This window comes from Streptomyces ortus, assembly GCF_026341275.1.
Taxonomy (GTDB): Bacteria; Actinomycetota; Actinomycetes; order Streptomycetales; family Streptomycetaceae; genus Streptomyces; species Streptomyces ortus.
Genome location: NZ_JAIFZO010000002.1, coordinates 113,019 through 136,260 on the forward strand (window position 1 = coordinate 113,019; position 23,242 = coordinate 136,260).

Genomic DNA, 23,242 nt, shown 5'->3' on the forward strand with positions numbered 1-23,242 from the left:
AGGGACGCCGACTCGGTCACACAACCGTGCCTTGAGCAGGCCCATCATGTGCGGCCCTTTCCTGGCAGTTGCAACGAGTATGGGTGCGTCAACTGCTCCCTGCGGGAGTCAGCACACTCAACCGCAGACAGTCCTACGAGGTTCGGGTCCAGCGTGTGCACGCTTCACGCAGGGCGCAAAGAAGCCGGCCAGCCACACCACGGGTAGCTGCAGCCCTGCGGGCCCTGGCGAAATAGTCTGAGCTGCTCAGCTGACCATTGACCCAACTCTTGGCGGTCTCTGCGTCTTTGTGGATCACGGCGGCTGTCTGCTTACTGTGAATCATGCTGGCCCCCAGGTAGGTCGGAATGTTGCGCGTATCCGTTCTACACAAAGAAGATGTATCCGCGTGGCGATAGCAGTAAACCGCTCGCTTCTGACGTGCGTCATGACGGGGCTCCTTCAGGATCATCAACCGATGATTTGTTCTGTCCGGGAACGACAGGTCGACCATCTGTGGACGGCTTCCTGATCTCGCTCACAACGCCGATCAAATGGACAACGGTTTTGAACCTTTTATCGTCCCGGAAGGATCCTGGGATGTACTTTGGCTTCTTCGCTTGAACGACAAGGAGTCCGCGCTGGGTAGTTCCGACCTTCACCGGAATGAAGACCGCGCTGCGGCAATCATCTGCCATGTAAATGCGGTCGCGATCGGGGTCCTTTCGGATGTCGGGTACGCTCCGGCCTGAGCTGGACAGCGCCATTTCGACGAGAAAACTTCCCTTCTCTCCGCCCCGGGAAAACTTCTCTTCGAAGTGCCTTTGAGTTGCTTTTTCGTTGGTGAACGAAAGTTGTAGTTCACTGTTGTCGGGTGACAGCCAGTACAGTCCACTAGCAACATCAGCATGTGCGAGCTCACCTGCGGTTTCGACAAGCTTTTTCAAGATGGTGCTGTGCTTCTCGTCGTAGATCTCCGGATCGACAAGAATTTTTCCCATGAGGGAGGATAGAGGTTCTAGAGCAGCCTCAAGGACCTCCGAACGTTCGGCCTCCACTTTCGTCTGGCTCGTGTGAAGTGTGAAGAATGAAGCAGCGAAAGCACAAAAGACACATGTGGCGATGTAGTAGGGCCCAAAAGTTTTCTCGGCAAAGGCCGGAATGGTTGGGAGGCCGACAGAGATGGCGCTCAAGACGGCTACGCCCCAAGGCTTGATCTTTCTACGGCCAATTAGTCCGCTTACTGTGAACACGAGGCATCCTTACGTCGTCCAACTGATGGTGTGTCAACAGTGACGGGATTAAGTATGCGGTGGTTGCCATACGGAAGAGCCTTTGCCCTGATGGGTGATTCGGAAGCAAGAGGTAGTGCGAAGGGGGCGCGCGTCGAAGTGGTGCACGCTCCTTGTGGTATGCAGAAAATAATGATCACCGGAGGCTTCCCAGAGATACGCAGCGTTGCAGAGATCGTTCTCGGGTGAAGCATGGCAAGATCATCGAATGGGGCGTATGCAAAGCATCCCTCGCTGCAGTCGATCGGCTTGGTCAACGCTTTCCTGCTGAAAGCACCGGTGCTCCCACTGCAAAAACCACCACGACTGGTGCCGCGCCAGCCTGCACTCTGGCCATGCAAGAGGTGCTGGAGCGCGTGCGTCGCGGCGGCCGGTTCCAGTTCGGTAGCCGCCGTCGAGCACACCGCGGCACTGGCCGATGGCCTTGCGCTGGAGGAGGCGGGCGCCCGGCAGAGCGCCGACCGCTTGCCCAGCCACGCTGAAGCGCTTCCGTCACCTTGCACCGGAGCAATGGAGCCCTCCTTGCCGAACGGCGCCAGCCAGCCTGCGCGAAGCACTCCCCCTGGCCAGAAGGCGCTGACCAGGAACCGCCCCGGTCAGGGGGCATCTCCGCTGGACAAGTCGATGCTCCTGCACGCATTTTTGATGCATAATGCGAATAAAAAATGAGCCATGTATGGTAAACTTTCAACGTGAGTATGAGCCTTGAAGAGCGGATGCGGTCGGCGGTTGCTGCGCTCCTGCATGCGGTCGGTGAGTCGCAGTCCGAGCTCGCTGCGGCGCTGGGGGTGAGTCAGGCGCAGGTGAGTCGCCGTCAGTCCGGTACCGCCGCCTGGAGCCTGGCTGACTGCGAGGCGGTGGCCGCACATTACGGCATCACCGCGTACGACCTCCTGGATGGCCCCACTCGCGCCGTTGAGGCACTCCCCGCGGAACGCCGCCGTGTGCCCGGCCGTCCCGCTGCCGGCGTCCGCCCCGCGGCCGTGGACGGGACGCTCTGATGGCGGACTTCGACGCGATCGACGCCCTGCTCGCCGCGGCCGGGCAGGAGACCCCGCTGCCACCCGCCGCAGAACGGCGCGCCCTGCGCGACGGGTTGCACGTCTCACGCGCCCAGCTCGCACAGGCCTTGGGCGTGAGCGCATCCACGGTCGGCGGCTGGGAAGCCGGGCGGGACCCAGGCGGTGAGGTACGGGAGAAGTACGCGTACTTCCTTCAGGGTGCCCGCACCAAACTCAATACCGCCACCGCGGCTACGGCGGCCGCGGCCGACGGCCATCTCGCAGACGACAAGCCGGCGGAAGCAGAGTCGGCCGATGCCGAGCAGAGCGACGACGCGACCGACGTCGTCGTCCTGGCCGTCGCGCAGCCGTGCGTGCTGTGCGGGCAGCCGGCCCGCCATCAAGTCGAAGGCTTCCCCCAGCACCTGGACCCTGCCGAGTGCACCCCGGCCGCACCCGCCCCCGTACCCCCGCAGGCAGAGAAGCCCGCGCCCCGCACGACATCGCAGCAGCCATCGGCCGCCGGGAAGCCGGGCCGTACGGCGCCCGGTGTGAAGGTCGTCCCCGTCGGCCGGCGCCTGCAGACCGCCGATGCCCCCGACCGGATCGGTGCGGCCGTGGCGGCCGCACTCGGTGAGCACGCCGGTGATGTCGAGGCGGCGACTGCTGCGTTGGTGAAGCGGGCGATCCCGGATGCGATGGCGCTGCTGGACGACACCCGCAAGGGCGGGCGTTACGACGTGGTCGCGCATCCGTGGCTGCCCGACATCCTGCGCAAGCAGAGTGCGCGTGGCGCAGACCAGGTGTGGGAGGCCCGCCCGAAGTGGAGCCGGCCGGAGCTCCCCGCAGGCGTACACGAGATCACGGCGCTGGACATCAACGGCGCCTACCTGTCCGCCCTCAAGACGCATCTGCCGCTCGGACAGCTCGAACACTCCACCGGTGATCACCACGACCGGCGCCGCGCGGGCCTGCACCTGATCACTCCACCGGTCTGGGAGCACGAGGCGGTGCTGCCGAACCCGATCGGCAACCGCGACGAACCCGGCCCGCTGTGGGTGACCGAACCGACCCTGCGCCTGCTGCTGCGCGTGTCCGGCCCGAAGTACGGGCTGTGCGACCCGCCGCAGATTCACGAGTCGTGGACGTCCGGCGGGACCGAGAGCCTGCTGGAGAAGTTCCGCATCGCGCTCAAGGACGCCCGCGACCGGGCCCTCACCGACGACGACCAGGTCACCCTGGAGTACGTGAAGGCGATGTACAGCAAGTTCGTCTCGACCCTGGGGGAGTCGAACTACAACCGCGAGCTCTACCGCACCGACTGGATGCACATCATCCGCGCCCAGGCCTTCGCGAACCTGTGGTGGAAAGCCCACCGCGCCTACGACGAAGGCCTCATGGTCGTCCGCGCCATGGGCACCGACGAACTCCACGTCACCGGCGACTGGCGCGCCGTCTTCCCTGAAGGCCGCGCCGTCACCGAAGTTAAGGTCAAGGACACCTACACCGTCGGCACCGACCCCAGCACCGCCAACAAGCCCCCTAAGAGCACCTCCTAGCGCCGTTCTCCCGTCCCGGCGCCAAGTTCCCCGCCGGGACGGGAGAACGGCGCTCACTGCCCCGTACAGTGATCCACCAACCCGAGGGATTCGGAAGAGACCATGCCTGAGCGGAACATCGAGTTCGGCAAGTACGGCGCCCACGGCGTCAAAGGCCACGAAGCCGTCGCCCGCCAGCTGGACGCGCTCGCCGGCTACATCGCCACCCCGATCACCGCACGGCGAGGCCTGCTCGCCCGCCTGCACTACCTCACCCGCAGCACCCACGCCCGAGCAGCTGCACGAGCAGCTGGACTGACCGTCACCGACCGCACCCTGCGCGCCTGGACGGCCGGCACCCGCACACCCTCCCGTCGCAACCTCGCCGCGATCGAGCAGGCCTACCGCACCGTGCGCCGCGAGAACGTCGCCCGCTACCTGACCGCCCGCCTGAACCGTGAAGGCCGCGGCACCCGCGTGGAAATCCACCCGCTCAACCAGTCCCGCGTCGACCGGCCCCGCCAGCGGGCGGTGGGGTTCCGCAGCATGAACGTCCGCCGCTGGGACCGCATCGTCGCCGCGTGGGCCGCCGACGACGACCAGGAGCTGGACGACGCGTGGGTCGACCAGGTCGTCGACCTCGGATCGCAGTGGGGCCAGTACGAGTACGTCACCAACGTCGGCTTCGCCGCCTGACGCAACTTCCGGCGGGTGCTGCGCTGGCGCCATACGATGATCGCCGTGACCACCCGCCGCACGCTCGGCGCCGGCCCCGAGGCTCCTGTCCAGGGCATCCGCGCCACCCAGGCCGACCTTCTTGACACGCTCCCCGGTGTCCGCATCGCAGATCTCGGCGAACTGCGGGCCCGCGGAGTCGTTGGACACCTCCCCTCTGCACCACCGAGAACGCGGCGCACCTTGGGGTCAGGTCGTGCGGCCCCCGCCTCGCCCGACACCGCCAGCTGAGAGGCACACGGGGGACGCTCTCAGCAGTCTGCATGGCGATGCAGGCGCTGACGGGTAATCGGGCTTGGCCTCGTTTCAAGGCTTGTTCCGCCCGTCTCCGGGATGTCGGGATGTCGGCCCGGAGACGGGCTTTAGCTGACCGTCGGACCAATTGTTCCGAAGCCAACGAAGAACGTCAGTCTTCCGGTGACGGCATTGCGGTGGTGTGCCATACCGGGATTTGGAGGGACTTCTCTTGTCTGCCGTTCAGGTTGGTGCACGTTGCGGTCCACCGGACGGTCGTGCTGTCCCCCACGATGCCTCGCCCGAACAGAGTGATCGCAGGCAGAGGCACCGAAGCGTGCGCACGCAAGTCCACCGGCGGGAATTGGATGGAAAGGCCCTCTGCGGAACGAACGATCTCGGGCCGCTCAATCACAGGCTGGCGGCTCGCGTGGGACGTACCTAACAGAGCGGCCATACTCGGGGGCACCCTTAGCGAAGAATCCCACGACATCGGATTCTTCTTGCCGTAGGCGGGCGGAGGCTCGGGCCAGGGCATCACAAAATGATTCGACACGGTGCTATTACGCGCGGCGTTCATGATGGGAACCTGACCCGGACTCAAAGTCACGGTGATCTGCACTTGATGAAGCATCAGGTCCGTTTGGTTGTCGATACGGAGCAGCAAGGGCGTTTCGCGTGCCGCCGTAACGCACAGGGCAGACGGAAGCTGCTGTCGGCACTTCTCGATGTAAGCGTCAACTTCTGCCCGATACGTATCTGGCGACCGTATATCCCTGGACAGCACTGACTGCATAGCCATGGCGCTGATGGCCTTCAAGCTTTCCCCAGCATCATCGAGCGCCTGCTGCTCATCATCCGTTAGCGCATCGCCCGCCCGTCTCCGGTGCCCCAACTCCTCCAGGTCCTTCATCGACATACCACGCTGCCCGCTCAACTTGGCTTGGGACCGACCATCACTGGATTTGATCCTGAGAACCCCGTCCGGGGACAGCGCGCGTCGTGGTCGCGGCAGTGACGACAACAGCTCATCCCGCTTCGCATCCAGGATCTCTTCGAGTTGCAGCTCATCGATGTGAAGGTCGGAGAAGGCACCATCGGCAACAGCCAGTTCGATATCCATCTGGTGCTCGCGGCGGATCAGCCTTGTGGAAAGTGCCTCGATGTCGACAGTGCGGGCGCGAAGCGTCTGACTCGGCAACCGAACGAAGATCGTTCCGTTCTGGAAATTCTTATATTCCCTCTGTAGGGCATGTATGGGGTCCCCCCATTGTGGAGGGGCTACATTAAAGAAAAGGACTTGCTGAGTACCTGATCCAGCGTCAAAGGGGACGTAGGTCGCGTCGAAGCGCACTGACTCACCCACGTATTTATTAATCCAGGGAAAGAGGTTCGCACCGTCATACTGAGGAGTCCCGCAGAGGTTGCCTGGTTCCACGCCCACCAAGAGATAGGCGTGGCCTTCGGCCCATCTACTGGCGACATCCGGCATGCGGTTGGCGAATCCGAGGATCGCCTTGGCCACCGTGAACTGCCCAGGCGCCTCACTCATGTCCAGCGTCGACTTCCACTCCAACCACTGGGTCTCGTCAGCAGCTGACGCGCCCAGTACCGCCTTGATGAGCCGTTGCCGCTCTGGCAAGCCCACCACAGCCCGCGAGTCGAAATCGAGCATGGCTTTCTCCGTTCATCGGATCTGAAGCCAGCATGCCCGACTCACGAGCCACGCTCATCCCCCTTTTCCAACCCGGTCCATCATCGAGCCACCTGGGACCGCATGGGTGGCGCGTGAGCGGTCAGCGATGACCAGGAGCTGGACGACGTGGGTGGACCATCGTCGCCTAGGGCTCGCAGCAGGGTCAGTACGAGTACGTCACCAGCATTGGCTTTGCCGGCTAGGGAGCACAATCGGACTGGGTACCGCATCATCAGGCAATGGAGTACTTCGAAGCCCACGGCGCCTGGTTCCTTCCGGGCGGCTTGCGCGTCACAGGGACCCTGACCTTCTCTGCGGATGGTCTTGTGCTGAAGGTCCTGGGACCGCTCCTTCAGGCCCGTCCAACCGAGGAAGTACCTGAAGGTTCGAGTCGACGTCACCCTTGCAGGCCACTCAGGGGCCGAACGACATCTGGCGGCAGAGGCGGCAGAAGGCATGAAGGAGGCCGTGGCAGAACCGCGAAGTTGAAACGTCTCAAGAATCTACTGGGTCGAGGCCGACGATCCAACGAGACAAAGCATCTTTCCACGGATGAGTGGGGCGTGCTCCCGCTCATCTACGGAGTTGATGAAGATCAGCGTGACATCACGCTCGTGGGATCTTTCGGCATGACCACACAGTTTCCGGATCTCTCAGAGCAGACGTTCAACGTCACGCTTGCTCTCGTGGGGAAACACATCTCGAATGCAGAATTTAGTGGCATCCGAGCCCAATTCGATCATCTGGCAGAATGGGCTGCTGCTCCCGAAATCGCGAGTGTACGGAAGAATCCAAGACAAATCCAGGTGAACGGGGACGCCACTGAGATCATGAAGACATCCTGGAAGGATTCCGTACTCACACTCGAAAGCGGCATAGTGGGAAATTCGAGCGGCGATAAAGTCCACGTCGACCGGTACTGCACCTTCGCGGCAGAGTCCTCCCCTCGTGAGTGGTCGGAGCTTCTAGATATTTACCTGAGACCCTTTCACGACCTGCTAATTCTCTCTCTTGGGCGGTACGTCCACATGAATGAGGTGGAGTTCCGTACGGCAGGAAGTGACGACTGGTTTACCGCCTATTTCAATATGGTATCTCCTCAACGAGGCCAGCTAAAATCCAGTAGCCTTCAATCTTATTCGTCGCCGACCCTTCTAACCGCAGAGTCAACTTCGATTCCCCTAGCAGATCTGGTGCCAGCGTGGTACTCCCTGCATGAGCGGCTCAGGACGGTGGTCACGCTTATTCACGCCCCCCTCTATGCACCCTTCACCTACTCCGAGCACCGCTATGCATCGATCTTTCAGGGTATCGAGGCCTACCATAAGCTTGAGGGTGAACAGTTCGATAGCAGGGATCTCACAAGGCCAGAGCATCGGCTACGCGTGAAACAGGTAGTGGCAGTGCTGAAGGCGGGGAACCTGCCGGCAGAACACGTTAGATGGGCGAAGGCTGTTATTGAGGGCAGGAACGACAAGCCTCTGAAAACTAAGGTTGAAGAGGTCGTGCTGTCCACGGGGTACCTAGGACAGTGCATCCTTGCTGCTGCCCCATCATTCTGCAGCGCTGCCTATGATGCTCGGACCGGAGTTTCCCATGGTGGCGCAGACAAAGGTGTCACGGCAACCAGCCGTCACTGGTTTGGTGAAATCCTATTGTTGAGTATGCGCGTCCGTCTGCTTCAACACCTTGGCGTAGAACAAGTCGGTGAACGCGCGCTAAAGCGGCCTCGCTTCGAGTTTGCTCTCGAACAAGCCGCCCTCGAAAGCAGCCAAGCCTAACCGACACCATACGCTGTCGCAGCATCAGGCTTCGTCAGCAAGGCCATCCGGAGCGTAGCGCGGCCGTCGCCCGGCAACTGGACGCGCTCGCCGGCTACATCGCCACACCCGTCACCACCCGCCGCGGCCTCCAAGCCCGCCTGCACTACCTCACCCGCAGCACCCACGCCCTCGATGCCGCCCGCGCCGCCGGCCTGAACGTCACCGGCCGCACCCTGCGCGCCTGGCAAGCCGGCACCCGCACCCCGTCCCGCAAGAACCTCGCCGCGATCGAGCAGGCGTACCGGACCGTGCGGCGCGAGAACGTCGCCCGCTACCTGACCGCCCGCCTCAACCGCGACGGCCGCGGCACTCGGGTGGAAATTCATCCGCTCAACCAGTCTCAAGTTGACCGGCCCCGCCAGTGGGCGGTGGAACTCCGGCATCTCAATGTCCGCAACTGGGACCGCATCGTCGGCGCATGGGCCGCCGGTAACGACCGTGAGTTGGACGAAGCATGGGTCGACCAGGTCATCGACCTCGGCTCCCAGTGGGGGCAGTACGAGTACTGCACCAACATCGGATTCGCCGCCTAATCATTGAATAATCACATAAGCGGGTCGTATCCAGTGTTGTGTATGGCGACACCATAGGGGTGAAACTGGGTACGATCGAATCGTGGATGACGCACACGACTTGTTGTGACAAAGGGGCCCTCTTCCTGGTTCCGACCCCAGGTCGAGGGCCCCTCATCCGCGTTCCAGCAGTGAGCCCGGCCGTCCAAAATGCGGCCGGGCTCACTGCTGCCCGATCCGAGACACAGCCGCGACTCTCAGTACTTCTCGGTCAGGAGAAGTGCTGGACCACGAGGTTGGCGACGGCCGCCAGAACCGGTGACCAGTCGATCAGAAACTGCCGAACAAGGCCACGCCGCTTCGGGCGTCCCTCCTCGGCATCCTTCCGCTCGTCATCGTTGCCTGAGGTCGTCTGACCATCCATGCGCATCTCCATCCCGTCCGAGGGAACCCAGCACGCTGCTGGACTCTTCACCGACTGCGTCGCATAGAAAGAATTGGCGAATCGGCGAAGCGTGAGACGGACGAAACGGAGAAGCAAGGTCCAGCATAACCGGCGTGCCTGACACGATGACCCGCATCAAGAACTGATCTCTGACCTGCGGTTTTAATTCGATGAACCGCACTGCCGGATTCCACAAAAGACCGAAAGTATGTTTATCTGTAGGGCATTCTTTCACCCACGGGAAGAGCCTCGAAAAGGTTCTTCGTGGACACTCAGATTTGGTGGCGCCCATCACGCAAGCACGGCGATCCCCCGCAGAACGCAAGTTCCTACATGAGCGGTCCGGCACGCTCAACAGCAAGGTGCCAACAGCAGGGCACCAGAGGCTGCCGACGTGGACTTTCTTGCTCGAAGGGGACTGGACAGACGACAGCGACAGCTGGCCTGGGCCACACTGAGAGCACCGCTCGGTATGCGAAGGAGGTGGAGCTGATGAGCGTTGCCACGGACCACACCGGCCCCTGGACGGTCGAAGACGTCCTGGGCCTGCCGGAGGACCGTACGACCCGTTACGAACTGCTCGGAGAATCCCTGGTGATGTCACCCGCGCCCGGCATCCGCCACCAGCGGGCATCCTTCCGGCTCCACGTCATCCTCGACGCCGCGGCCCGCGCGGCCGGCGCACCGGTAGAAGTCCTGGAGGCCATCAACGTCAGCCTCCCCTCCGGCCTGGTCGTACCCGACCTGGTCGTCACCGACGCCGGCGCCACAGCCCAGGACACCGTCAGCGTGGATGCCGACGCCGTCCAGCTCGTCATCGAACTCGTCTCACCGGGCAACAAGACCATGGACCGCAAGCTCAAGCCCCTCCTGTACGCCGAAGCCGCCATCCCGCACTTCTGGCGCCTTGAGTTCGACCCCGCGCCCCGCCTGATCGTCAGCGAACTGCGGGCAGGGCGCTACGTCGAAACGACCACTGCCCTCGCAGGGACCACCACCCTGATCAACGCCCCGTTCACCGTAGACATCGACCCCGCTGGCCTTGCTCGCCAGTAGCCCCGGGGTGCCAGGGTGCTGCCGCCAGGCCTACGAGTCGTCGTCGGTCCGGGGGGCCCGGCTGCGCAGGGCGCGCATGCTCCAGCGGCAGGCGGTGAGAGTGGCAGCGGCGGCCAGGCCACCAAGGAAGTCGGGCAGTGCGGCAAGGAGAACGCTCACCGGTTGCCCCGTCCACCGACGCCGGCCACCGCGGAGGACCGGCAGACGTGCTGGGAGCCGAGCCGCTTGAGCTTTCGCCTGACCCGCTCGCCGTACGCGGCGGGTAATCCGGTCGCCAGCGCCGCCTGTTCCCAGGAGTCACCGGTGCGAGCCCACAAGAGAGTTACGGCTTGTTCCTCCGGAGCCAGGCTGCACAGGACTGTGACGATTCGGCTGTAGGCGTCTTGAGCATCGGGGTGCGTCGACATGGCCGTCCTTCGGCATCGGCGTAAGGGTCCACATGTAAGGGGGCGTGGGACGGCCAGAACCGACAATAAATCTCGCTCGGGCGTGTGTGACGTCCGTCACTCGCATATGGAGTGGTGAGCTGTCGATGGCGCTTCAGCTGCAAGAAGGGCCCTGAGAGAAACCCCAGGGCCCTTCTTGCAGTGCGCGGGTATCTGCTCGCCCCCGCCTGGCGCACTGCACCTGCTACATCGCCAGCGAGACCAGCGCACCGAGCACGGCCAGCTCGAACACACCGAGCCCCAGCACCTTCGCCTGCCGGCCGATGACATCACCCAGCGCGGCACGGCCGATCAGCGCCGCGCCCAACACAACCGCTGCCGTCTGCTTCCTGTTCATGGATCACTCCCTTCCTCTCAACTACGGGCCATCTGGTAACTGGGCAGTGTCGCAGCCGCCACTGACAACGAGAGGGGAAGCGCCAACCGAGCACGGCGCACTATCGCCCTGATCAGCGGATTTCCCTCCTTCAGCCGGACGGCCCGACGGCGCAGACCTGGTCGATACCCTCGACAGCCCCTGATGAGCGACTCGCTGTGGCCGGTACGCCTGTCACCGGAAGTTGCAGATGTGTTGGACGCGCTGCCGGCTACTGGGCGAGGTCCTGCGGGTCGCGGACGTCCAGCTGCCACCCAGTCTGCCGCCCCCACCGCTTCGCCTCCGCGACCTGGCCCGCAATTGGACCTTCCTCGCATAAAGCAGAGCACGAGAGCACGCAACCGTGCAGAATCCTCACTGCTGCACAAACACAGGTAAGGAGCCGATCATCAGTACCCTCACCCAGGACACCGTGCAACGTCTGGCCTTCGTTCGGCTCCTCTTCGGACAGGCTATGGACCAGTCCCGCCAGCCCGAGCCTCTCTCTGCCAGCTGCGTTCTCACCTTCCATGACGCAGTCGAGCTATTCCTCATCATCGCCAGCGAGCACTTGAAAGTGAGTCTTCCTGAGCGAGGCAAGCTCACCCAGCGGTTCTTCGACGGACTTCACCCCGACAAGCTAGGACCGGATGGCATAGAACTTGTCGGCAGGAAAGGCGTTGATCGGCTCAGTACACTGAGGAACACGCTCAAACACGATGCAGCCCTGCCAGGAACCCGGCAGATCGAGCAGAGCAGAACCGATGCTCAGCTTTTCTTCGACGAGAACACACCCAAGGTGTTCGGTCTCTCCTTCGATGCAATCGACATGGTCGAACTCGTTCCCCAGCAAAATATACGGGACCGGATGCGGACTGCTGAGACCGCCTGGGCCGCAGGAGACCTAGTGAAAGGCATGGGAGAGCTCCGCATCGCATTCGACGAACTATTCTTCGACCACATGGTGGGAAGCCACTACCGAACATCTCCTCTGACATTCGGCGAGCAGATTCGTGAAGACCACACCCTCAGACAGAAAATCGCTAAAGCTCTCACCCTGGACTCGACCGGGAAATACGCTCCCGTGCCGCCGCGCCTCGCAGAGAGCGTCGGTAAGCATGTAGAAATGCTCACAGACGTCGTGTCGAGACTTCAGCGTGCCCTTCAGATCTCGTCCATCGGTATCGACTATCACCGTCTGCACCGTTTTGAAATGCTCTCTCCGAAGGTATCCCTCGAAATGGACGGCAGACGCGAGGCCTACTGGCACGGGCCATACACTCCAAACCGGAGTGACTACGATTACTGCCGACAATTTGTCATCACCGCTGCTCTACGAGTCGCAGAGACGACAGGACTTCTGCACCCACCGGAGTGGTGGCACCAGTAGACGCGCCACAGCACACAAGCCCTGCAGCGTCCGCAAAGTTGAACACGACGGAATCCGGCCTCGCTCGTTAACCGGGGACGGCAACGACATACGACACAGCTCCGCGCCCTGCCCCGCAAGCACAGGGCGCCATCCCGACCACCGTCCGCTTCGACCCGACCGAGGCCCGGGAGATCGACTACTGGCTCCTGGACCTGCGGGACCAGACCGGCATCCGCTGGGACAAAGCCGAAGTCATCCGCGAATTGCTGCGCATGGCCCGCACACCCGACAGCATTCTGTGTGACGCACTGACGGCGCGGGCCCGAAGGGCCGGAGGCTGAGCTACCAGCCCTATGCAGGGTGCACTGACGTTCTCGGAACGCGCTCCTAGCGTCTCCAGCCGGATGACGCGCCTTCACACTCGTGGGTCATGACGGCCGGCGGGTTCGGCGGGGCGCTCGGCAGAAAGTCACGTAAGGCCCGGTCGTGTGAGCGCGGCCGGGTCGCGCCGTCAGGCGACGCTGCGGTCACGGTGCTCCGCACTCTCACAGGGATACGTAGGCGCGCAGGACCTCTGATGTCCCGTGGTCACGACTCGGGTGCGCGGAGATAGTCGGGATCCCGCAACTCGATGTCGTTCACGGAGATGCCGTACGCCTTAGCGAGGTCCTGCAGCATCTGCTCCCGGATTTCCAGAGGCGACTCGCTGTCGATGAACGACCCAAGCCATTGTCCGGTGTGCCGGTTGCACGGGAGTTGCCGGGTGGCCGCGTTGCTGCCCCATACCGACGTCCGGTTCACGGTGAAGCTGGTCCCTTCCACTACCGCGCGGACGCGGTCTTCGCACTGCTGGACGAAGGCTTGGGATGGGCGGTCCGTTCCATCGTGGAAGAAGGCAGAGATGGCCTGGTCCTCGTAGGCGTCGCGCTTGGCGGTGATGTCAGCATTTTGGATCGCGGTCAGAGTCCGGTCGAAGTCCTCGGTGGGCCCGTAAAGGATCACGTTCACCGCTCCACGCACATCTTCCATGCTGGCAGCCTAGTGGCCTTCGCCCCTCAGCCGGCAACGTGCGTTGGGCTGCCCGCGCAGAGCTCACAGCTGTACACGGGTTCGACCATTGACCCTTGCGGAAGGTTGTACAGCGGTGCTCTGGCAATGATTGCCCACTGGCTGCAAGGGTTGGCGTCCAGACAGACGCTGCGGCGTCCTCAAAGGAGCGAGGCTGCGAACTTGTGCAGGTCAGGCAGTACCTATGTGGAGTGGAGCCAGCGTGCAGAAGGGCTGTAAAACGCCAAAGGCCCCCTGGCCTAAATGCCAGCGGACCTTCGGTCTGCCATTAACCCGTCAGCATGCACGCAGAGGCCAAGCGGGTCTTCTGCCCTCAACTATACGATGCGATGCACCATGACACAACAGAAGACTTCCTCAGAGCAGATGCTCATAGCTCGATTCTCTCCCGCCCGCATGGCGTCCTACCTGACGGCGGCCGGGTCACCTCGCGAGGCGATCAAGCTCTACAGATGGAACGTCGAAGCCTCCGCAGCGCTGTACGAGGCTCTGCACATCTTCGAGATCGTCTTGCGTAACGCCATCCATGAGGAGATGGAGCGGTGGCACCAAGCGCAAGGCAGACAAGGGAGTTGGTTAACGAACCCTCCCGCTCAGCTCACGCAACGAAGCAAAGATGATCTTGTTCGGGCTCAGACTAGGGCCCAGGAAACCCTAGCCAAGAAGCACTCAAGAGCGGGAACCGTTGCGCCTTCAGCTAGTGAGGGGGACATCGTTGCCCAGCTCACACTGGGCTTCTGGCGATACATGCTCGCCACGCGCTACACCCATGACTTGTGGCGAGACGCCCTACGGTACGCGTTTCCGGAGCTCCAAAACCAGCGCCTTCGTGACATCGAGACACCGGTCATCCGCCTGCACGTGTTGCGTAATCGCATTGCCCATCTGGAACCGGTTTTCACCAGAGATCTCAACCTGGACCTCAGGAGCATGAGCACTGCTATCGGGTATGTCTGCCCCCGAACCCAGTCATGGTTTGCTGCCACCCGAGGGCAGTCCGTCAAGAGCGCCATCAGCACTTTTCCTCTGAGTGGGACGCCGGGGCCGCAACAGGCCGGAAGTGCACCCTGAGGTGAACCACACCCCAGTTAGATCGAGCGCCGCGGAGCGCTTTGGTGTCAGTGACGGCATGTCAGAGCTGGGTGTTTTCGCTGGTGGGGTGTTGGGGAAGGGCGTGGTCACTGCCGTGGGGCGGTGTCTGGTGCCGTCGTGGCTGTCATGGGGCGGTACACCCCACCTTTCTTGGCTGTCTCGGGAACGGCACTTCTGATCCTTGCGTGGGTCGGGTGGCGGCACGGTGGTCGGTGTCGGTGTCTGCTGTGGCTCGAAGCGAATCTCGCCACTCGGGCAGAGCGCGAGCAACGCGCCACGATGGTCGCGATGGCGCAGTCCCTGCCCGACGGCGCCGCCGCCCGCTTCGAGCAGGGGGCGCCCGGCGTGGCTGTTTCGCAAGGACGCAGCCAGCCCGCCGGGGCAGCTCGTGTTCGACCAGGCGACATCTTCACCCAGGCCACCGCCGGCCGCTGACCGTACGGCAGTACCGCAAAGGGCGCCCGCAGCCATTCGAGCTGGCTGCGGGCGCCCACGCACGAGCGTACGGACCCGGGGCGGTACGCGTACACCGACGCCCGACGACGTCTGCCGGAGTGGAAACGATCCCCCTCACCTGCCGCTTCCGACCTAGGTAGACAGACGGGTATCGACCTAGGTAGATTGACGGTATGGCCGAACCGAAGATGACCCCGCATACGCAGACCGTGCTGCGCGCGCTGATGGGCCAGGACGCCGGCGGCGAACGCCGCAGCGCGGTCCTGACCACCGGGCTATACGGGCTGGAACTGTCGAAGATGACCGACCTGCCCAACGGCACCCTCTTCCCCCTGCTCGAACGCCTCCGCCAGGCCGGATGGGTCGAGCGCTACTGGGAACAGGACGACATCGCGGAGGAAGAGGGTCGTCCCCGCCGCCGCTTCTTCCGCCTCACCGACAAGGGAGCCCAGACAGCCCCGCTGGCCCTTGCCGCGGCCACCGCTTCCGCCCGTGCCACCAGTCGCATCGTCGGCCGGCCCGGTCTCGCTGGAGGCACACATGTATGACGCCGGGGACGACAGCGAGCCGTCGGTGACGGCGGCGTTGCATAGGCAGACGCTCAGGAGGCGTCTGCACCGTGAGCAAGCCCGGCTTCAGAAGCTGGTGGAGGAGCGAGAGGTGCGGCTGGTCGCATTGCGCGCGGAGCATGAGGCGATGAGCGCGCAGGTGAAGACGCTGGCCGCGCTGCGCGCGGACCAGAAGGCGCTGGACGCACGGTGCGCGGAGGAGAAGGTGCTGCCCGGTGTCGGTCTGTTGCGTGGTGCTGCAGGCCTGCTGCCATCGGTCGAGCGTGAGGACTGGCTGGAGGAGCAGCGGGGCTACCTCGCGGACCTGCCGTCGCGGCGGGCGCGCTGGGTATGGGTGCTGCGGCAGCTGGCCGCGATGCCGCGGTACACCTTCACCGTGCGCACCGGACGTGAGAAGGAGGCGGCATGAGCACGCCGCCCTCGCCGCCCGGATCCGGCGCGCCCCCGCTGATCTCCCAGCGGACCCTGCTCATCCTGCTGGCCGCCGTCGTCATCGGCGCGGTGGTCGGTGTACTCACCTTCTTCAGCGCCGGCAGCGCGGCCGGGGTGATCCTCGCCGGTCTCTGCGGGTCCGGCGCGAGCACCATGGGGCTGCACCTGCTGACCGGTCCGTGACGACCGCGAAGGGCGCCCGCAGCCATTCGAGCTGGCTGCGGGCGCCCACGCACGAGCGTACGGGCCCCGCGGAAGTACGCGTACACCCGACGCGACGGCCACATGCACGCCACCGTCCAGGCCGAAGCCCTCAGCCCCGCACTGCTGACCGGCCTGGTGCGCGCTGGCACCGAAACCGTTGGGCAGGGGCAGCGCTTTCGGCTACGACCGCTCGCGGTTTCGGTAATGACGGTGCTCGTGTGACGACGGAAGTTCGGAGGCAGAGCACTGCTTGTCTCTGGGTTCGACCGCCGACCCCTGCAGAAGGTTGCACAGTGGAGCTCTGGAATGACTGCTCGCGGGCTGCAAGGGTTGGTGTGCAGCCCAGTGCTGCGGTGTCCGGCTGTACGACGAGGGCCACAGCCATGTCGTCACCAGCTCGGCGGAAGCGCAAGAAGAGCCCTGTCATCCCGGCAAGGTTCCTAGGCCGAAGGCCGGGAGGGCTCTCCATGCGGCACCCATGTCACGCAACTCACGCAAGAAGGTGTCACTTGAAGACTAGCAACATGGGCACTCCCGGCCCCCGGGTAGTCCGCTACCTGCGGAAATGGGCGGCCCGTCATGGGCGTAGTGTCCAGAACCAGATGATCTGCGGCGCCGCGTACGGCGTGGGCAGCGGTGCGGTCAGCCTCTTGATCCTTTGGGGCCAGAGCCGCTACTGATCCAGGCGAGGAACTGTCAGCTACCCCCTGCTGACGGCAGCACCTGCGGCCCGCCCTCGTGCGACCAGGGAGCGGGCCCGCAGTAACACGTGAGCGTCCCCACGAGCACATGCCGGCCCCGGCAACCTCCGCTGGTTGGGAGTGAGGTTGAGGAACCGCTCGAAGATCAGTCCGTGTGGGATCGGGTAGAGGTCGGTGATGCCCATGGCGCAGGCGACGATCGAGCCGGCCGCGGAGCCGGGGCCGACGGCGATGCCCTGTTCTTGGCCCGCATGGTGAAGTCGGCGACGACGCCGGGCCCGGGCCGGCAGCCAGGCATTGCGCGGGCGGCTCGACACCTGCCCACTTGTGATAGCGCTCTCAGGCTCCTGTTTCACCCATCGGAGTCGATGCCGACGCTGAAGTCCAACGCGACCCCGGCCAGCCCCGAGGGGTATCCGCGGCCGAGAGCGCGGAACTCCCACTTTCCGTCGTAACGGTGCAGCTCGCCAGCAAGTAGAGCAGTGTCGGTGGCGAGCAGGGAATTATTGGTGGCTGCATCCTCGCCGAATTTATAGCGAGCGATCTCGCGACCTTTAGGAGTGGCGATGCGAATGTACGTGTTGCGGAGGCTACCTAAGTTGCCCCCTTCTTTTTCGGCGTTGCGAATGGATACAGGGAATACAACTTTGTTGATTTCTGTCGGCAGCACCCCGAGGTGCACGACGATCGTCTGTTTGTCTCCGTTCCTCCCGGAGTGCATTCCTGTATGGGTAATTTCATTTTCTGGGGATCTTAAATTCTTATAGAAGATAAAGTATTCGCTAGAATGGGCTATTCTGTCTCTCGTCGCGATTGCCGATGCGTTCACGTTGAAGGCCCAATCCTTATTGGCAGGGACTTCCCATCCCACGCCGATGATGAGCGTACCTCCGGACGCCTCTGATGCCAACTCGATGCTATCTCCCTTGTTTAGCTGTATTGAATCTGACTGAATAGTCAGTAAGCCGGATTTCAAAAGATCCCCTACGAGGATTCTGGCGACTCCAATCGGAATGGAAAGTATTTCTGCGATCTGATCGATGTCATGCGGCTCGCGACAGAGGCGACAGATGAGCTGATGCTCGGGTAGCTGCCCCCTGAGCGTGGACATTTCGACCGTAGTGCGCACGATGGTTCCGAAAGGAACTTCATGGCGAGGTTGTGTCTCTCCGCCAGCCAAAGCGTAAGGGCGCAGATGAAAAATTTCGTTAAGTTCGGATTCATGACTCAGTTCGTACGGCGGTCGTGAATCTGAAGCGTGGGAGGTCTCTCTAGCTTCCGCTTCTTCACGCTGACGGTGCACACGTTGGATTGTTTTTACATCGTCAGGGCGAAGATTCCGGAGTTTTTCCGCCAATTGCGGTAGCTCGTACAAGGGACGGTCTCGGCAAGCTGCATCCAGGATCCATTGGGTGTCGCGTTCGTCTACTCGCGTCAGGACCTTCAGTACCTCCGCTGGAGGGCAATCTCTTCCTACAGCACTGAGAACTTGGTACGCATCAGAGTGCTGGTCTGCTTCACGCAGGCACGTGACGGTGTCAACGATGGCTGCTGCCGACTGGGACCGAGCCAGTTGATTCAATACCTGGTAGAGCTCGGCACCACGCTTTTGGACGTGCAGACCGCTAACCAGCTCGGGCATCTCGTCCGCCGGTGTGTTGGCGGCTGCCTCGAAGATCAACTGAGTGGCCTGAATCGGCAGGTCGGCGTCGTGGAGCATGGCGGCCGTTTGGAGCGCCTGAGTGACCGACAGTGCCCGGCCTGCCCGACAGAGCAGGCTCTGCGCACCCGTTTGGACCTCCCCGCTGCCCACCAGTGACTGGACGTTGAAGAAGACTTCCTCCGGCGTCAGTGTGGAGTCTTCAGCGGCGGGGGCCAAGGCGTTGTCCGTGAGGTTATCCGACGTACCGCCCGAGGTCGGAGAGTTGTCCGAGAGGTTGTCCAGGTGCAACTCGTTGGCAAGCTGATCCAGCCGATCGGCCCGGTCATCCAGGTGACGTCTGGCCTTCCTCAGAGCCGCATCAATGTCGTCAGTACCAGACAGCGCTTCGCTTGGATCCGGCACCATCGGCGCTACTTCAGTGTCCTCTGACGCTGCGGGCGCCTGACCGCGAAGCTGCTCCAACTCCACTGTCAGCAGACGAACCTGCGCGGCAGCTTCTTCAGCCAGTTCGTCAGCCCTCTGACGTTCAGCTCGGGCTCGCTCCAGGTCCGCCTCAGCAGTATCCCGCTGCTCTTCACTGTGAGTGAGCTGCGCGCGTACTTTTCTCAATTCTTCGTGCACCAGGTCATCGCCATGCATGCGGTCACGTTGACGACCTAACGTGGCGATGTCCCGCTGCAGTTTTTCCGCCATCGCAAGGAGAATGAGCACCATCTGATTGGCATCGTTGCGCTCGCGCTCCAACTGCATCATGCGCTCTTGCGCACGCAGCAGCTTGTCCGAGACGTCGATTGATCTCTGCTGCACGAGGACCAGCTGAGCCGCTTCGAACGCCGCTCCCGCAGTGGGCTGTGGGTTGTTGTGCTCTCGTGCCTGCCGACGGGCAGCATGTGCATCCTTTAGCAGCTGCTCCCTGTGGGCTTCGTTACGTGAGCAGATGAACGCGATGGCTTCGACGAAGTCCTGGGTCAACGCCACACCGGCTAAGCGTGAGGCAACCGTGGTCCGACTGGGAACGCGGCCTTTCTCAAATTGCTCCGGAGTCAGGAGCCGCCACACTTCGTCCACGCCCATGCCGCCTGCATGATCCAGCCAGCCGCGTAGGACTTTCGCCACGGCGTTGTCCTCAGCGGACGAGCCTTTCAGATCTCCCCACGGACGAGTTCGTCTTCCTGTACCAGTCATTCGACCCCCTGCCCAGCGAACAACTCGCTCTTGTCTGGGCTTGTCCCGCTCCAGCCCAGGACAAGTAGACCAGTCCAGCTTCACTCCGGGAGCGTGAACACCATCATTAATCCCGCTGCGACGAACTCAGCCAGCAGCCGAGTAGGAGACCAGCTCATGAACCCTTCCATACAGCATGCCCTTGAACTCGCAGTCCATGGACTCCTCACAGAACTACCCGCGCAGCTCATCACCGCTGCTGTTGCAGCAGCCACGACGGCACTCATCCGTGTACGCGGCAAGCGACAGCCCGCCAACGTCACCAAGACCGGGACGGAGCCGAACTGACCCGGTCCGTTCAGAAGACGTCCGCGCACTTCGGAGAGCTTCCCGAAGTGCGCGGAATCGCTGGAAGTCACTTCGCACGGGCTATCTGAGACGACTGCACTGCACCTCTACCAGCGCATGCCGAGCGCATCGAGGGCTGCTCGCCGTTCGGGGCTGAGCTTGGCAGCCCGCTTCCGAGTGTTATCCAGGAACGCTCCGAGCTTCACGGCCTCCTGCTCACCCTCCCCGCCACCGTCCACGTCGATCATTTCGACGTGCTTACGAGCGGGCCGCAAATGTCCTTCGCGGGCGTGGAATTGGCGGGCGGCCGCGAGGTTGGTGTTCCACCGTTCGTCCTGCGAGCGCCGTACAGGCCCTGCCGTCTCGCCCTCCGCGGGTGGTTCGATGCCGAGGGTTTCCAGGAGGTACTGCTGTGCGGGCATCAGCTTGTCCCATCCCGCCCGCTGTGCGGTGATCCAGGCCCCGAGGTCCTCGCCCTGCACGACCAGTTCGCCCGCCCCGGCCGGAAGAGCGCCGTCGGCCTTCACGTGCGCGAGAGCAAGCCGATACGCCCGTTGCCACGCGATTTCCCACGCTGGGCACCACCCGGGATCCACCTCCGCGAGGGCGTCCTGGCGGGCTTCTGACAGCTCTCCGGAATACGTAACGCCGGTCCCCCCGCCCTCGCGCCGTGCGGCGTTCTCCGCGCTCTTGCGGGCCGCTGCACGCTGGTTCTTCATCCATACCCCGAGTGGGAACGCCTCCCAGACGACGGATGCGGCGGGCAGGCAGTGCCCGTGGACGGCTGCGTAGGAGCGGGCGACCTCCAACCCTGCGTCCCAGGCGGAAGCGTGGACCGACCAGACCATGCCGAGCTTCTCCAGCTCCGCGACGCGTGAAGCCTCCAGCGACCCGGCCACGTAGTACCGGCGCTGATCTGCCACCCACACCCCCAAGGGATGTGAGCCGGCGGATCCCCAGTCGTCCGGGGTGACGTACGTGAACGGCACCCGCAGCTCCGTGTTGCCGGTCTCGCGCAGCCAGCGGGTGGCGGCCTCGATGCCGCGCAGCCAGTAGGCGCCCTCGGGGTCGATGACGCGCAGCTGCACGAACCGTGTCAGCGCCGCCGGGTCGCGTTCCTCGCTGAACCGCAGCACCCCTGCGGCCCGTTCGGACACCCGCGCCGCCTCGCGGTCGACGTCGTCCTGGCCGTCGTCCTCACCGTCCGGCAGATCGTCCTCGCCGCGGCCGCCGTCGACCGTCGGGAGGCTGTTGCGCAGCCGGGGGTCCGCGAGCGCCTCGATCGTCTCCGCATCGTGCGCCCGCAGGGCTCCGAGGATCTTGCTCAAGGCCGTATAGGCATCCGACGTGAGCAACTCATTCGGATCTTCACCCGGCCCGAGGAACACTGGAACAACCAACGTGGCGAGCTTCCCGTGATCCGGATTCAGCCGCAGAGCACGCCCGACCATCTGCACAATATCCACCATCGAACCACGCGCATCCGAGAAAAGAACCGCGTCACACTCGGCAGTATCGACACCCTCTCCAAGAACACGAACCGAAGAAAGAACACGCAATTCCGCCCGAACATTACGGCCTTTATATTCGACCCCTCCGAGGAAATCAGAGGCGAATTCATCGAGTACCTGACGGCGGTGTCCGGGAGCATGCTCGCCGTAGAGCCAGTCCGACCACACTTGGTCCACGGGCGGGTAGGTGTCGGGGTCGTCCTCGGCGAGCCGGGCCGCAACCGCCGGCACCGACGCCGCCATGGCCTCGGCCTCGCTGACACGGCTGTGGAAGGCGAGCACGCGCCGGAACCGCTCCTCCACGGCCGCCCGCATCAACCCGGTCTGCACGGCCGCCAACCGCGCCCCACGCACCGCGTCCGAGCCGGTTGCCTCCGTGGTCAGCGCCGCGTAGAGGTCGGGGTCACGGATGTCCAGGCACAGGACCTGGTACGGGGCAACGATCCCCCGGCCGATCGCCTCGGACAACGTCAGCTTGTAGGCGACCGGACCGAAAACGGGCGAGCCGTCCTCCATCGAGGCCACCAACCGCGGCCGCTCACCCTCCGCCTCCCACACCCGCGCCGTCGCCGTCATGTACAACCGACGCTCGGCAGGGAGCTGCGCCTGGTCGTGCACGGCCGCCCACGGCTTCAAGCCGTCCCCACTGGTCCTGTGGGCTTCGTCCACGACCATCAGGCTCCACACCCCCAGGCCCGCGGCGTGCGCGCGCTGCAGGATGCCGAGTCCGACTGCCGCGTAGGTGGCGAACACCGTGACGGTCTCCAACCCGCTCATCCAGGTGACCAGCTCGTCCGGGTCGGTCGTGCATGGCAGCCCCTGGCTCTCCTCAGCCCGCAGTGAGCAGACCCCGACCATCGCCCCCGACCGCCCAGCCCGGCGCCAGGCGCCGGCCATCTGTGTCAGCAGATCCAGCGTCGGCACCAAAACCAGCACACGCCGGGCCGAAAGCCGATGCGCCGACTCGGCACCGATCAGGGTTTTACCGGAGCCGGTAGCGGCGATTACCTGAGTCCTCAATCCCTCCGGCGGCATACGGCCACCGGGCGGTACACCGAGAATACGAACGACGTTATCGACTGCCTCAGTCTGATGCGGACGCAATTCCATCTGAGTCACGAGACCTCGCATTCTCAATACTTGGGGAGGTGGTCTGTCCTTAACCCGGATTCCATCCAAGCTCAAAAATGAAGAATCCTTCGACTCCTACAGATCGGTGTCTTTTCGGATCCTTGAGGGAGGGATAGGGGTACTGAGCCATCATCCCAGAAGCAAGCCGGGAACGAAAGTGACGCACCCGGTTTGCTCGGAAGTGACTGAAACCTGTTCGGCGATGACCGGACCCGACGGGGCTCAGTTTGCAGCCGACACCAACCCCATCCTCTCGCTGCTGCGCTTTCCTGCCGTGCGCGGAGCGCGTGGCAGCACCGTACAGGCCTGCGGAGCAGGCCTGTACGGGATGAGGATCCGGCGAAGCCGGATCCGTCCCGGATCGCGGAGCGATTCCGGGTAGGCGGAACGGAGTTCCGCCGCATTCCACGGAGTGGAAT

At 63.6% G+C, this 23,242-nt stretch carries 20 protein-coding genes and 1 pseudogene; 12 read left to right on the plus strand and 9 right to left on the minus strand.

Going from position 1 to position 23,242, the window contains the following annotated elements; genetic code table 11:
* Window positions 1-425 precede the first annotated feature (425 nt).
* Window positions 426-1,232, minus strand: coding sequence for a GAF domain-containing protein (locus K3769_RS03370; protein ID WP_267024945.1), 807 nt, complete (start codon window positions 1,230-1,232; stop codon window positions 426-428).
* Between the two features lie 737 nt (window positions 1,233-1,969).
* Here K3769_RS03370 and K3769_RS03375 point away from each other — a divergent pair.
* The 3 genes from K3769_RS03375 to K3769_RS03385 all read left to right on the plus strand — a co-directional run bounded on the left by K3769_RS03375 (window position 1,970) and on the right by K3769_RS03385 (window position 4,506).
* A complete protein-coding gene (locus tag K3769_RS03375) occupies window positions 1,970-2,272 on the plus strand; it encodes a helix-turn-helix domain-containing protein (RefSeq protein WP_267031230.1) in 303 nt (100 codons plus the stop codon).
* Window positions 2,272-3,831: a helix-turn-helix domain-containing protein gene (locus tag K3769_RS03380; protein ID WP_267024946.1), complete on the plus strand. Its 1,560-nt coding sequence runs from the start codon at window positions 2,272-2,274 to the stop codon at window positions 3,829-3,831. Before K3769_RS03375 ends, K3769_RS03380 begins: the two co-directional genes overlap by 1 nt.
* Before the next feature lie 102 nt (window positions 3,832-3,933).
* Window positions 3,934-4,506 (plus strand): transcriptional regulator, encoded by a 573-nt coding sequence (locus K3769_RS03385; protein ID WP_267024947.1) that lies wholly within the window; start codon window positions 3,934-3,936, stop codon window positions 4,504-4,506.
* A gap of 445 nt (window positions 4,507-4,951) precedes the next feature.
* On the opposite strand, the gene K3769_RS03390 is transcribed toward K3769_RS03385, so the two are convergent.
* The gene (locus K3769_RS03390) at window positions 4,952-6,454 is read right to left on the minus strand and encodes an AlbA family DNA-binding domain-containing protein (RefSeq protein ID WP_267024948.1); all 1,503 of its coding nucleotides are present in this window, start codon (window positions 6,452-6,454) and stop codon (window positions 4,952-4,954) included.
* Window positions 6,455-6,714: 260 nt separating this feature from the next.
* Here K3769_RS03390 and K3769_RS03395 point away from each other — a divergent pair, with 260 nt between their 5' ends.
* Both K3769_RS03395 and K3769_RS03400 read left to right on the plus strand, forming a co-directional pair.
* On the plus strand, window positions 6,715-8,256 hold the full coding sequence (locus tag K3769_RS03395) for an ApeA N-terminal domain 1-containing protein (protein ID WP_267024949.1): 1,542 nt from the start codon (window positions 6,715-6,717) through the stop codon (window positions 8,254-8,256).
* Window positions 8,257-8,264: 8 nt separating this feature from the next.
* The gene (locus K3769_RS03400; protein WP_267031231.1) at window positions 8,265-8,831 is read left to right on the plus strand and encodes a transcriptional regulator; all 567 of its coding nucleotides are present in this window, start codon (window positions 8,265-8,267) and stop codon (window positions 8,829-8,831) included.
* Between the two features lie 250 nt (window positions 8,832-9,081).
* Here the strand turns inward: K3769_RS03400 and K3769_RS03405 are convergent, their stop codons facing one another.
* Window positions 9,082-9,234, minus strand: coding sequence for a hypothetical protein (locus K3769_RS03405; RefSeq protein ID WP_267024950.1), 153 nt, complete (start codon window positions 9,232-9,234; stop codon window positions 9,082-9,084).
* Window positions 9,235-9,747: 513 nt separating this feature from the next.
* Between K3769_RS03405 and K3769_RS03410 the strand changes: the two genes are divergently transcribed.
* Window positions 9,748-10,311, plus strand: a complete 564-nt coding sequence (locus K3769_RS03410; protein ID WP_267024951.1) for a Uma2 family endonuclease — start codon at window positions 9,748-9,750, stop codon at window positions 10,309-10,311.
* A 30-nt stretch (window positions 10,312-10,341) separates the two neighbouring features.
* On the opposite strand, the gene K3769_RS03415 is transcribed toward K3769_RS03410, so the two are convergent.
* Both K3769_RS03415 and K3769_RS03420 read right to left on the minus strand, forming a co-directional pair.
* Window positions 10,342-10,470 (minus strand): hypothetical protein, encoded by a 129-nt coding sequence (locus K3769_RS03415; protein WP_267024952.1) that lies wholly within the window; start codon window positions 10,468-10,470, stop codon window positions 10,342-10,344.
* A 471-nt stretch (window positions 10,471-10,941) separates the two neighbouring features.
* Window positions 10,942-11,094, minus strand: a complete 153-nt coding sequence (locus K3769_RS03420; RefSeq protein ID WP_267024953.1) for a hypothetical protein — start codon at window positions 11,092-11,094, stop codon at window positions 10,942-10,944.
* A gap of 382 nt (window positions 11,095-11,476) precedes the next feature.
* Here K3769_RS03420 and K3769_RS03425 point away from each other — a divergent pair, with 382 nt between their 5' ends.
* Window positions 11,477-12,502, plus strand: a complete 1,026-nt coding sequence (locus K3769_RS03425) for a hypothetical protein (RefSeq protein ID WP_267024954.1) — start codon at window positions 11,477-11,479, stop codon at window positions 12,500-12,502.
* A 570-nt stretch (window positions 12,503-13,072) separates the two neighbouring features.
* Here K3769_RS03425 and K3769_RS03430 read toward each other — a convergent pair.
* On the minus strand, window positions 13,073-13,513 hold the full coding sequence (locus K3769_RS03430) for a hypothetical protein (RefSeq protein WP_267024955.1): 441 nt from the start codon (window positions 13,511-13,513) through the stop codon (window positions 13,073-13,075).
* 375 nt (window positions 13,514-13,888) lie between these two features.
* Here K3769_RS03430 and K3769_RS03435 point away from each other — a divergent pair, with 375 nt between their 5' ends.
* From K3769_RS03435 to K3769_RS03450, 4 genes are all read left to right on the plus strand, one after another.
* Complete coding sequence (locus tag K3769_RS03435; protein WP_267024956.1) at window positions 13,889-14,623, plus strand: hypothetical protein; 735 nt, start codon at window positions 13,889-13,891, stop codon at window positions 14,621-14,623.
* A gap of 650 nt (window positions 14,624-15,273) precedes the next feature.
* Complete coding sequence (locus tag K3769_RS03440) at window positions 15,274-15,648, plus strand: PadR family transcriptional regulator (protein ID WP_267024957.1); 375 nt, start codon at window positions 15,274-15,276, stop codon at window positions 15,646-15,648.
* Window positions 15,641-16,078, plus strand: coding sequence for a hypothetical protein (locus K3769_RS03445; protein ID WP_267024958.1), 438 nt, complete (start codon window positions 15,641-15,643; stop codon window positions 16,076-16,078). Before K3769_RS03440 ends, K3769_RS03445 begins: the two co-directional genes overlap by 8 nt.
* Window positions 16,075-16,284, plus strand: coding sequence for a hypothetical protein (locus K3769_RS03450; protein WP_267024959.1), 210 nt, complete (start codon window positions 16,075-16,077; stop codon window positions 16,282-16,284). The genes K3769_RS03445 and K3769_RS03450 overlap by 4 nt, the downstream gene beginning before the upstream one ends.
* An 847-nt stretch (window positions 16,285-17,131) precedes the next feature.
* Here the strand turns inward: K3769_RS03450 and K3769_RS41060 are convergent.
* A pseudogene (locus K3769_RS41060) lies at window positions 17,132-17,277 on the minus strand (hypothetical protein); the annotation flags it as partial.
* 81 nt (window positions 17,278-17,358) lie between these two features.
* Window positions 17,359-19,854, minus strand: coding sequence for a TerD family protein (locus tag K3769_RS03455; RefSeq protein WP_267024960.1), 2,496 nt, complete (start codon window positions 19,852-19,854; stop codon window positions 17,359-17,361).
* 156 nt (window positions 19,855-20,010) lie between these two features.
* Between K3769_RS03455 and K3769_RS03460 the strand changes: the two genes are divergently transcribed.
* Complete coding sequence (locus K3769_RS03460) at window positions 20,011-20,181, plus strand: hypothetical protein (RefSeq protein WP_267024961.1); 171 nt, start codon at window positions 20,011-20,013, stop codon at window positions 20,179-20,181.
* Window positions 20,182-20,288: 107 nt separating this feature from the next.
* On the opposite strand, the gene K3769_RS03465 is transcribed toward K3769_RS03460, so the two are convergent.
* Window positions 20,289-22,802: a DEAD/DEAH box helicase gene (locus tag K3769_RS03465; RefSeq protein ID WP_267031232.1), complete on the minus strand. Its 2,514-nt coding sequence runs from the start codon at window positions 22,800-22,802 to the stop codon at window positions 20,289-20,291.
* Window positions 22,803-23,242: the final 440 nt, after the last annotated feature.

Excerpts from the sequence above, each read along its gene's own strand:
- K3769_RS03455 (WP_267024960.1), bottom strand. The coding sequence starts at position 19,854 with ATGACTGGTACAGGAAGACGAACTCGTCCGTGGGGAGATCTGAAAGGC.
- K3769_RS03445 (WP_267024958.1), top strand. The coding sequence starts at position 15,641 with ATGTATGACGCCGGGGACGACAGCGAGCCGTCGGTGACGGCGGCGTTG.
- K3769_RS03395 (WP_267024949.1), top strand. The coding sequence starts at position 6,715 with ATGGAGTACTTCGAAGCCCACGGCGCCTGGTTCCTTCCGGGCGGCTTG.
- K3769_RS03420 (WP_267024953.1), bottom strand. The coding sequence starts at position 11,094 with ATGAACAGGAAGCAGACGGCAGCGGTTGTGTTGGGCGCGGCGCTGATC.
- K3769_RS03450 (WP_267024959.1), top strand. The coding sequence starts at position 16,075 with ATGAGCACGCCGCCCTCGCCGCCCGGATCCGGCGCGCCCCCGCTGATC.
- K3769_RS03435 (WP_267024956.1), top strand. The coding sequence starts at position 13,889 with ATGACACAACAGAAGACTTCCTCAGAGCAGATGCTCATAGCTCGATTC.
- K3769_RS03385 (WP_267024947.1), top strand. The coding sequence starts at position 3,934 with ATGCCTGAGCGGAACATCGAGTTCGGCAAGTACGGCGCCCACGGCGTC.
- K3769_RS03380 (WP_267024946.1), top strand. The coding sequence starts at position 2,272 with ATGGCGGACTTCGACGCGATCGACGCCCTGCTCGCCGCGGCCGGGCAG.
- K3769_RS03390 (WP_267024948.1), bottom strand. The coding sequence starts at position 6,454 with ATGCTCGATTTCGACTCGCGGGCTGTGGTGGGCTTGCCAGAGCGGCAA.
- K3769_RS03405 (WP_267024950.1), bottom strand. The coding sequence starts at position 9,234 with ATGGATGGTCAGACGACCTCAGGCAACGATGACGAGCGGAAGGATGCC.
- K3769_RS03440 (WP_267024957.1), top strand. The coding sequence starts at position 15,274 with ATGGCCGAACCGAAGATGACCCCGCATACGCAGACCGTGCTGCGCGCG.
- K3769_RS03375 (WP_267031230.1), top strand. The coding sequence starts at position 1,970 with ATGAGCCTTGAAGAGCGGATGCGGTCGGCGGTTGCTGCGCTCCTGCAT.
- K3769_RS03460 (WP_267024961.1), top strand. The coding sequence starts at position 20,011 with ATGAACCCTTCCATACAGCATGCCCTTGAACTCGCAGTCCATGGACTC.
- K3769_RS03465 (WP_267031232.1), bottom strand. The coding sequence starts at position 22,802 with ATGGAATTGCGTCCGCATCAGACTGAGGCAGTCGATAACGTCGTTCGT.
- K3769_RS03410 (WP_267024951.1), top strand. The coding sequence starts at position 9,748 with ATGAGCGTTGCCACGGACCACACCGGCCCCTGGACGGTCGAAGACGTC.
- K3769_RS03430 (WP_267024955.1), bottom strand. The coding sequence starts at position 13,513 with ATGGAAGATGTGCGTGGAGCGGTGAACGTGATCCTTTACGGGCCCACC.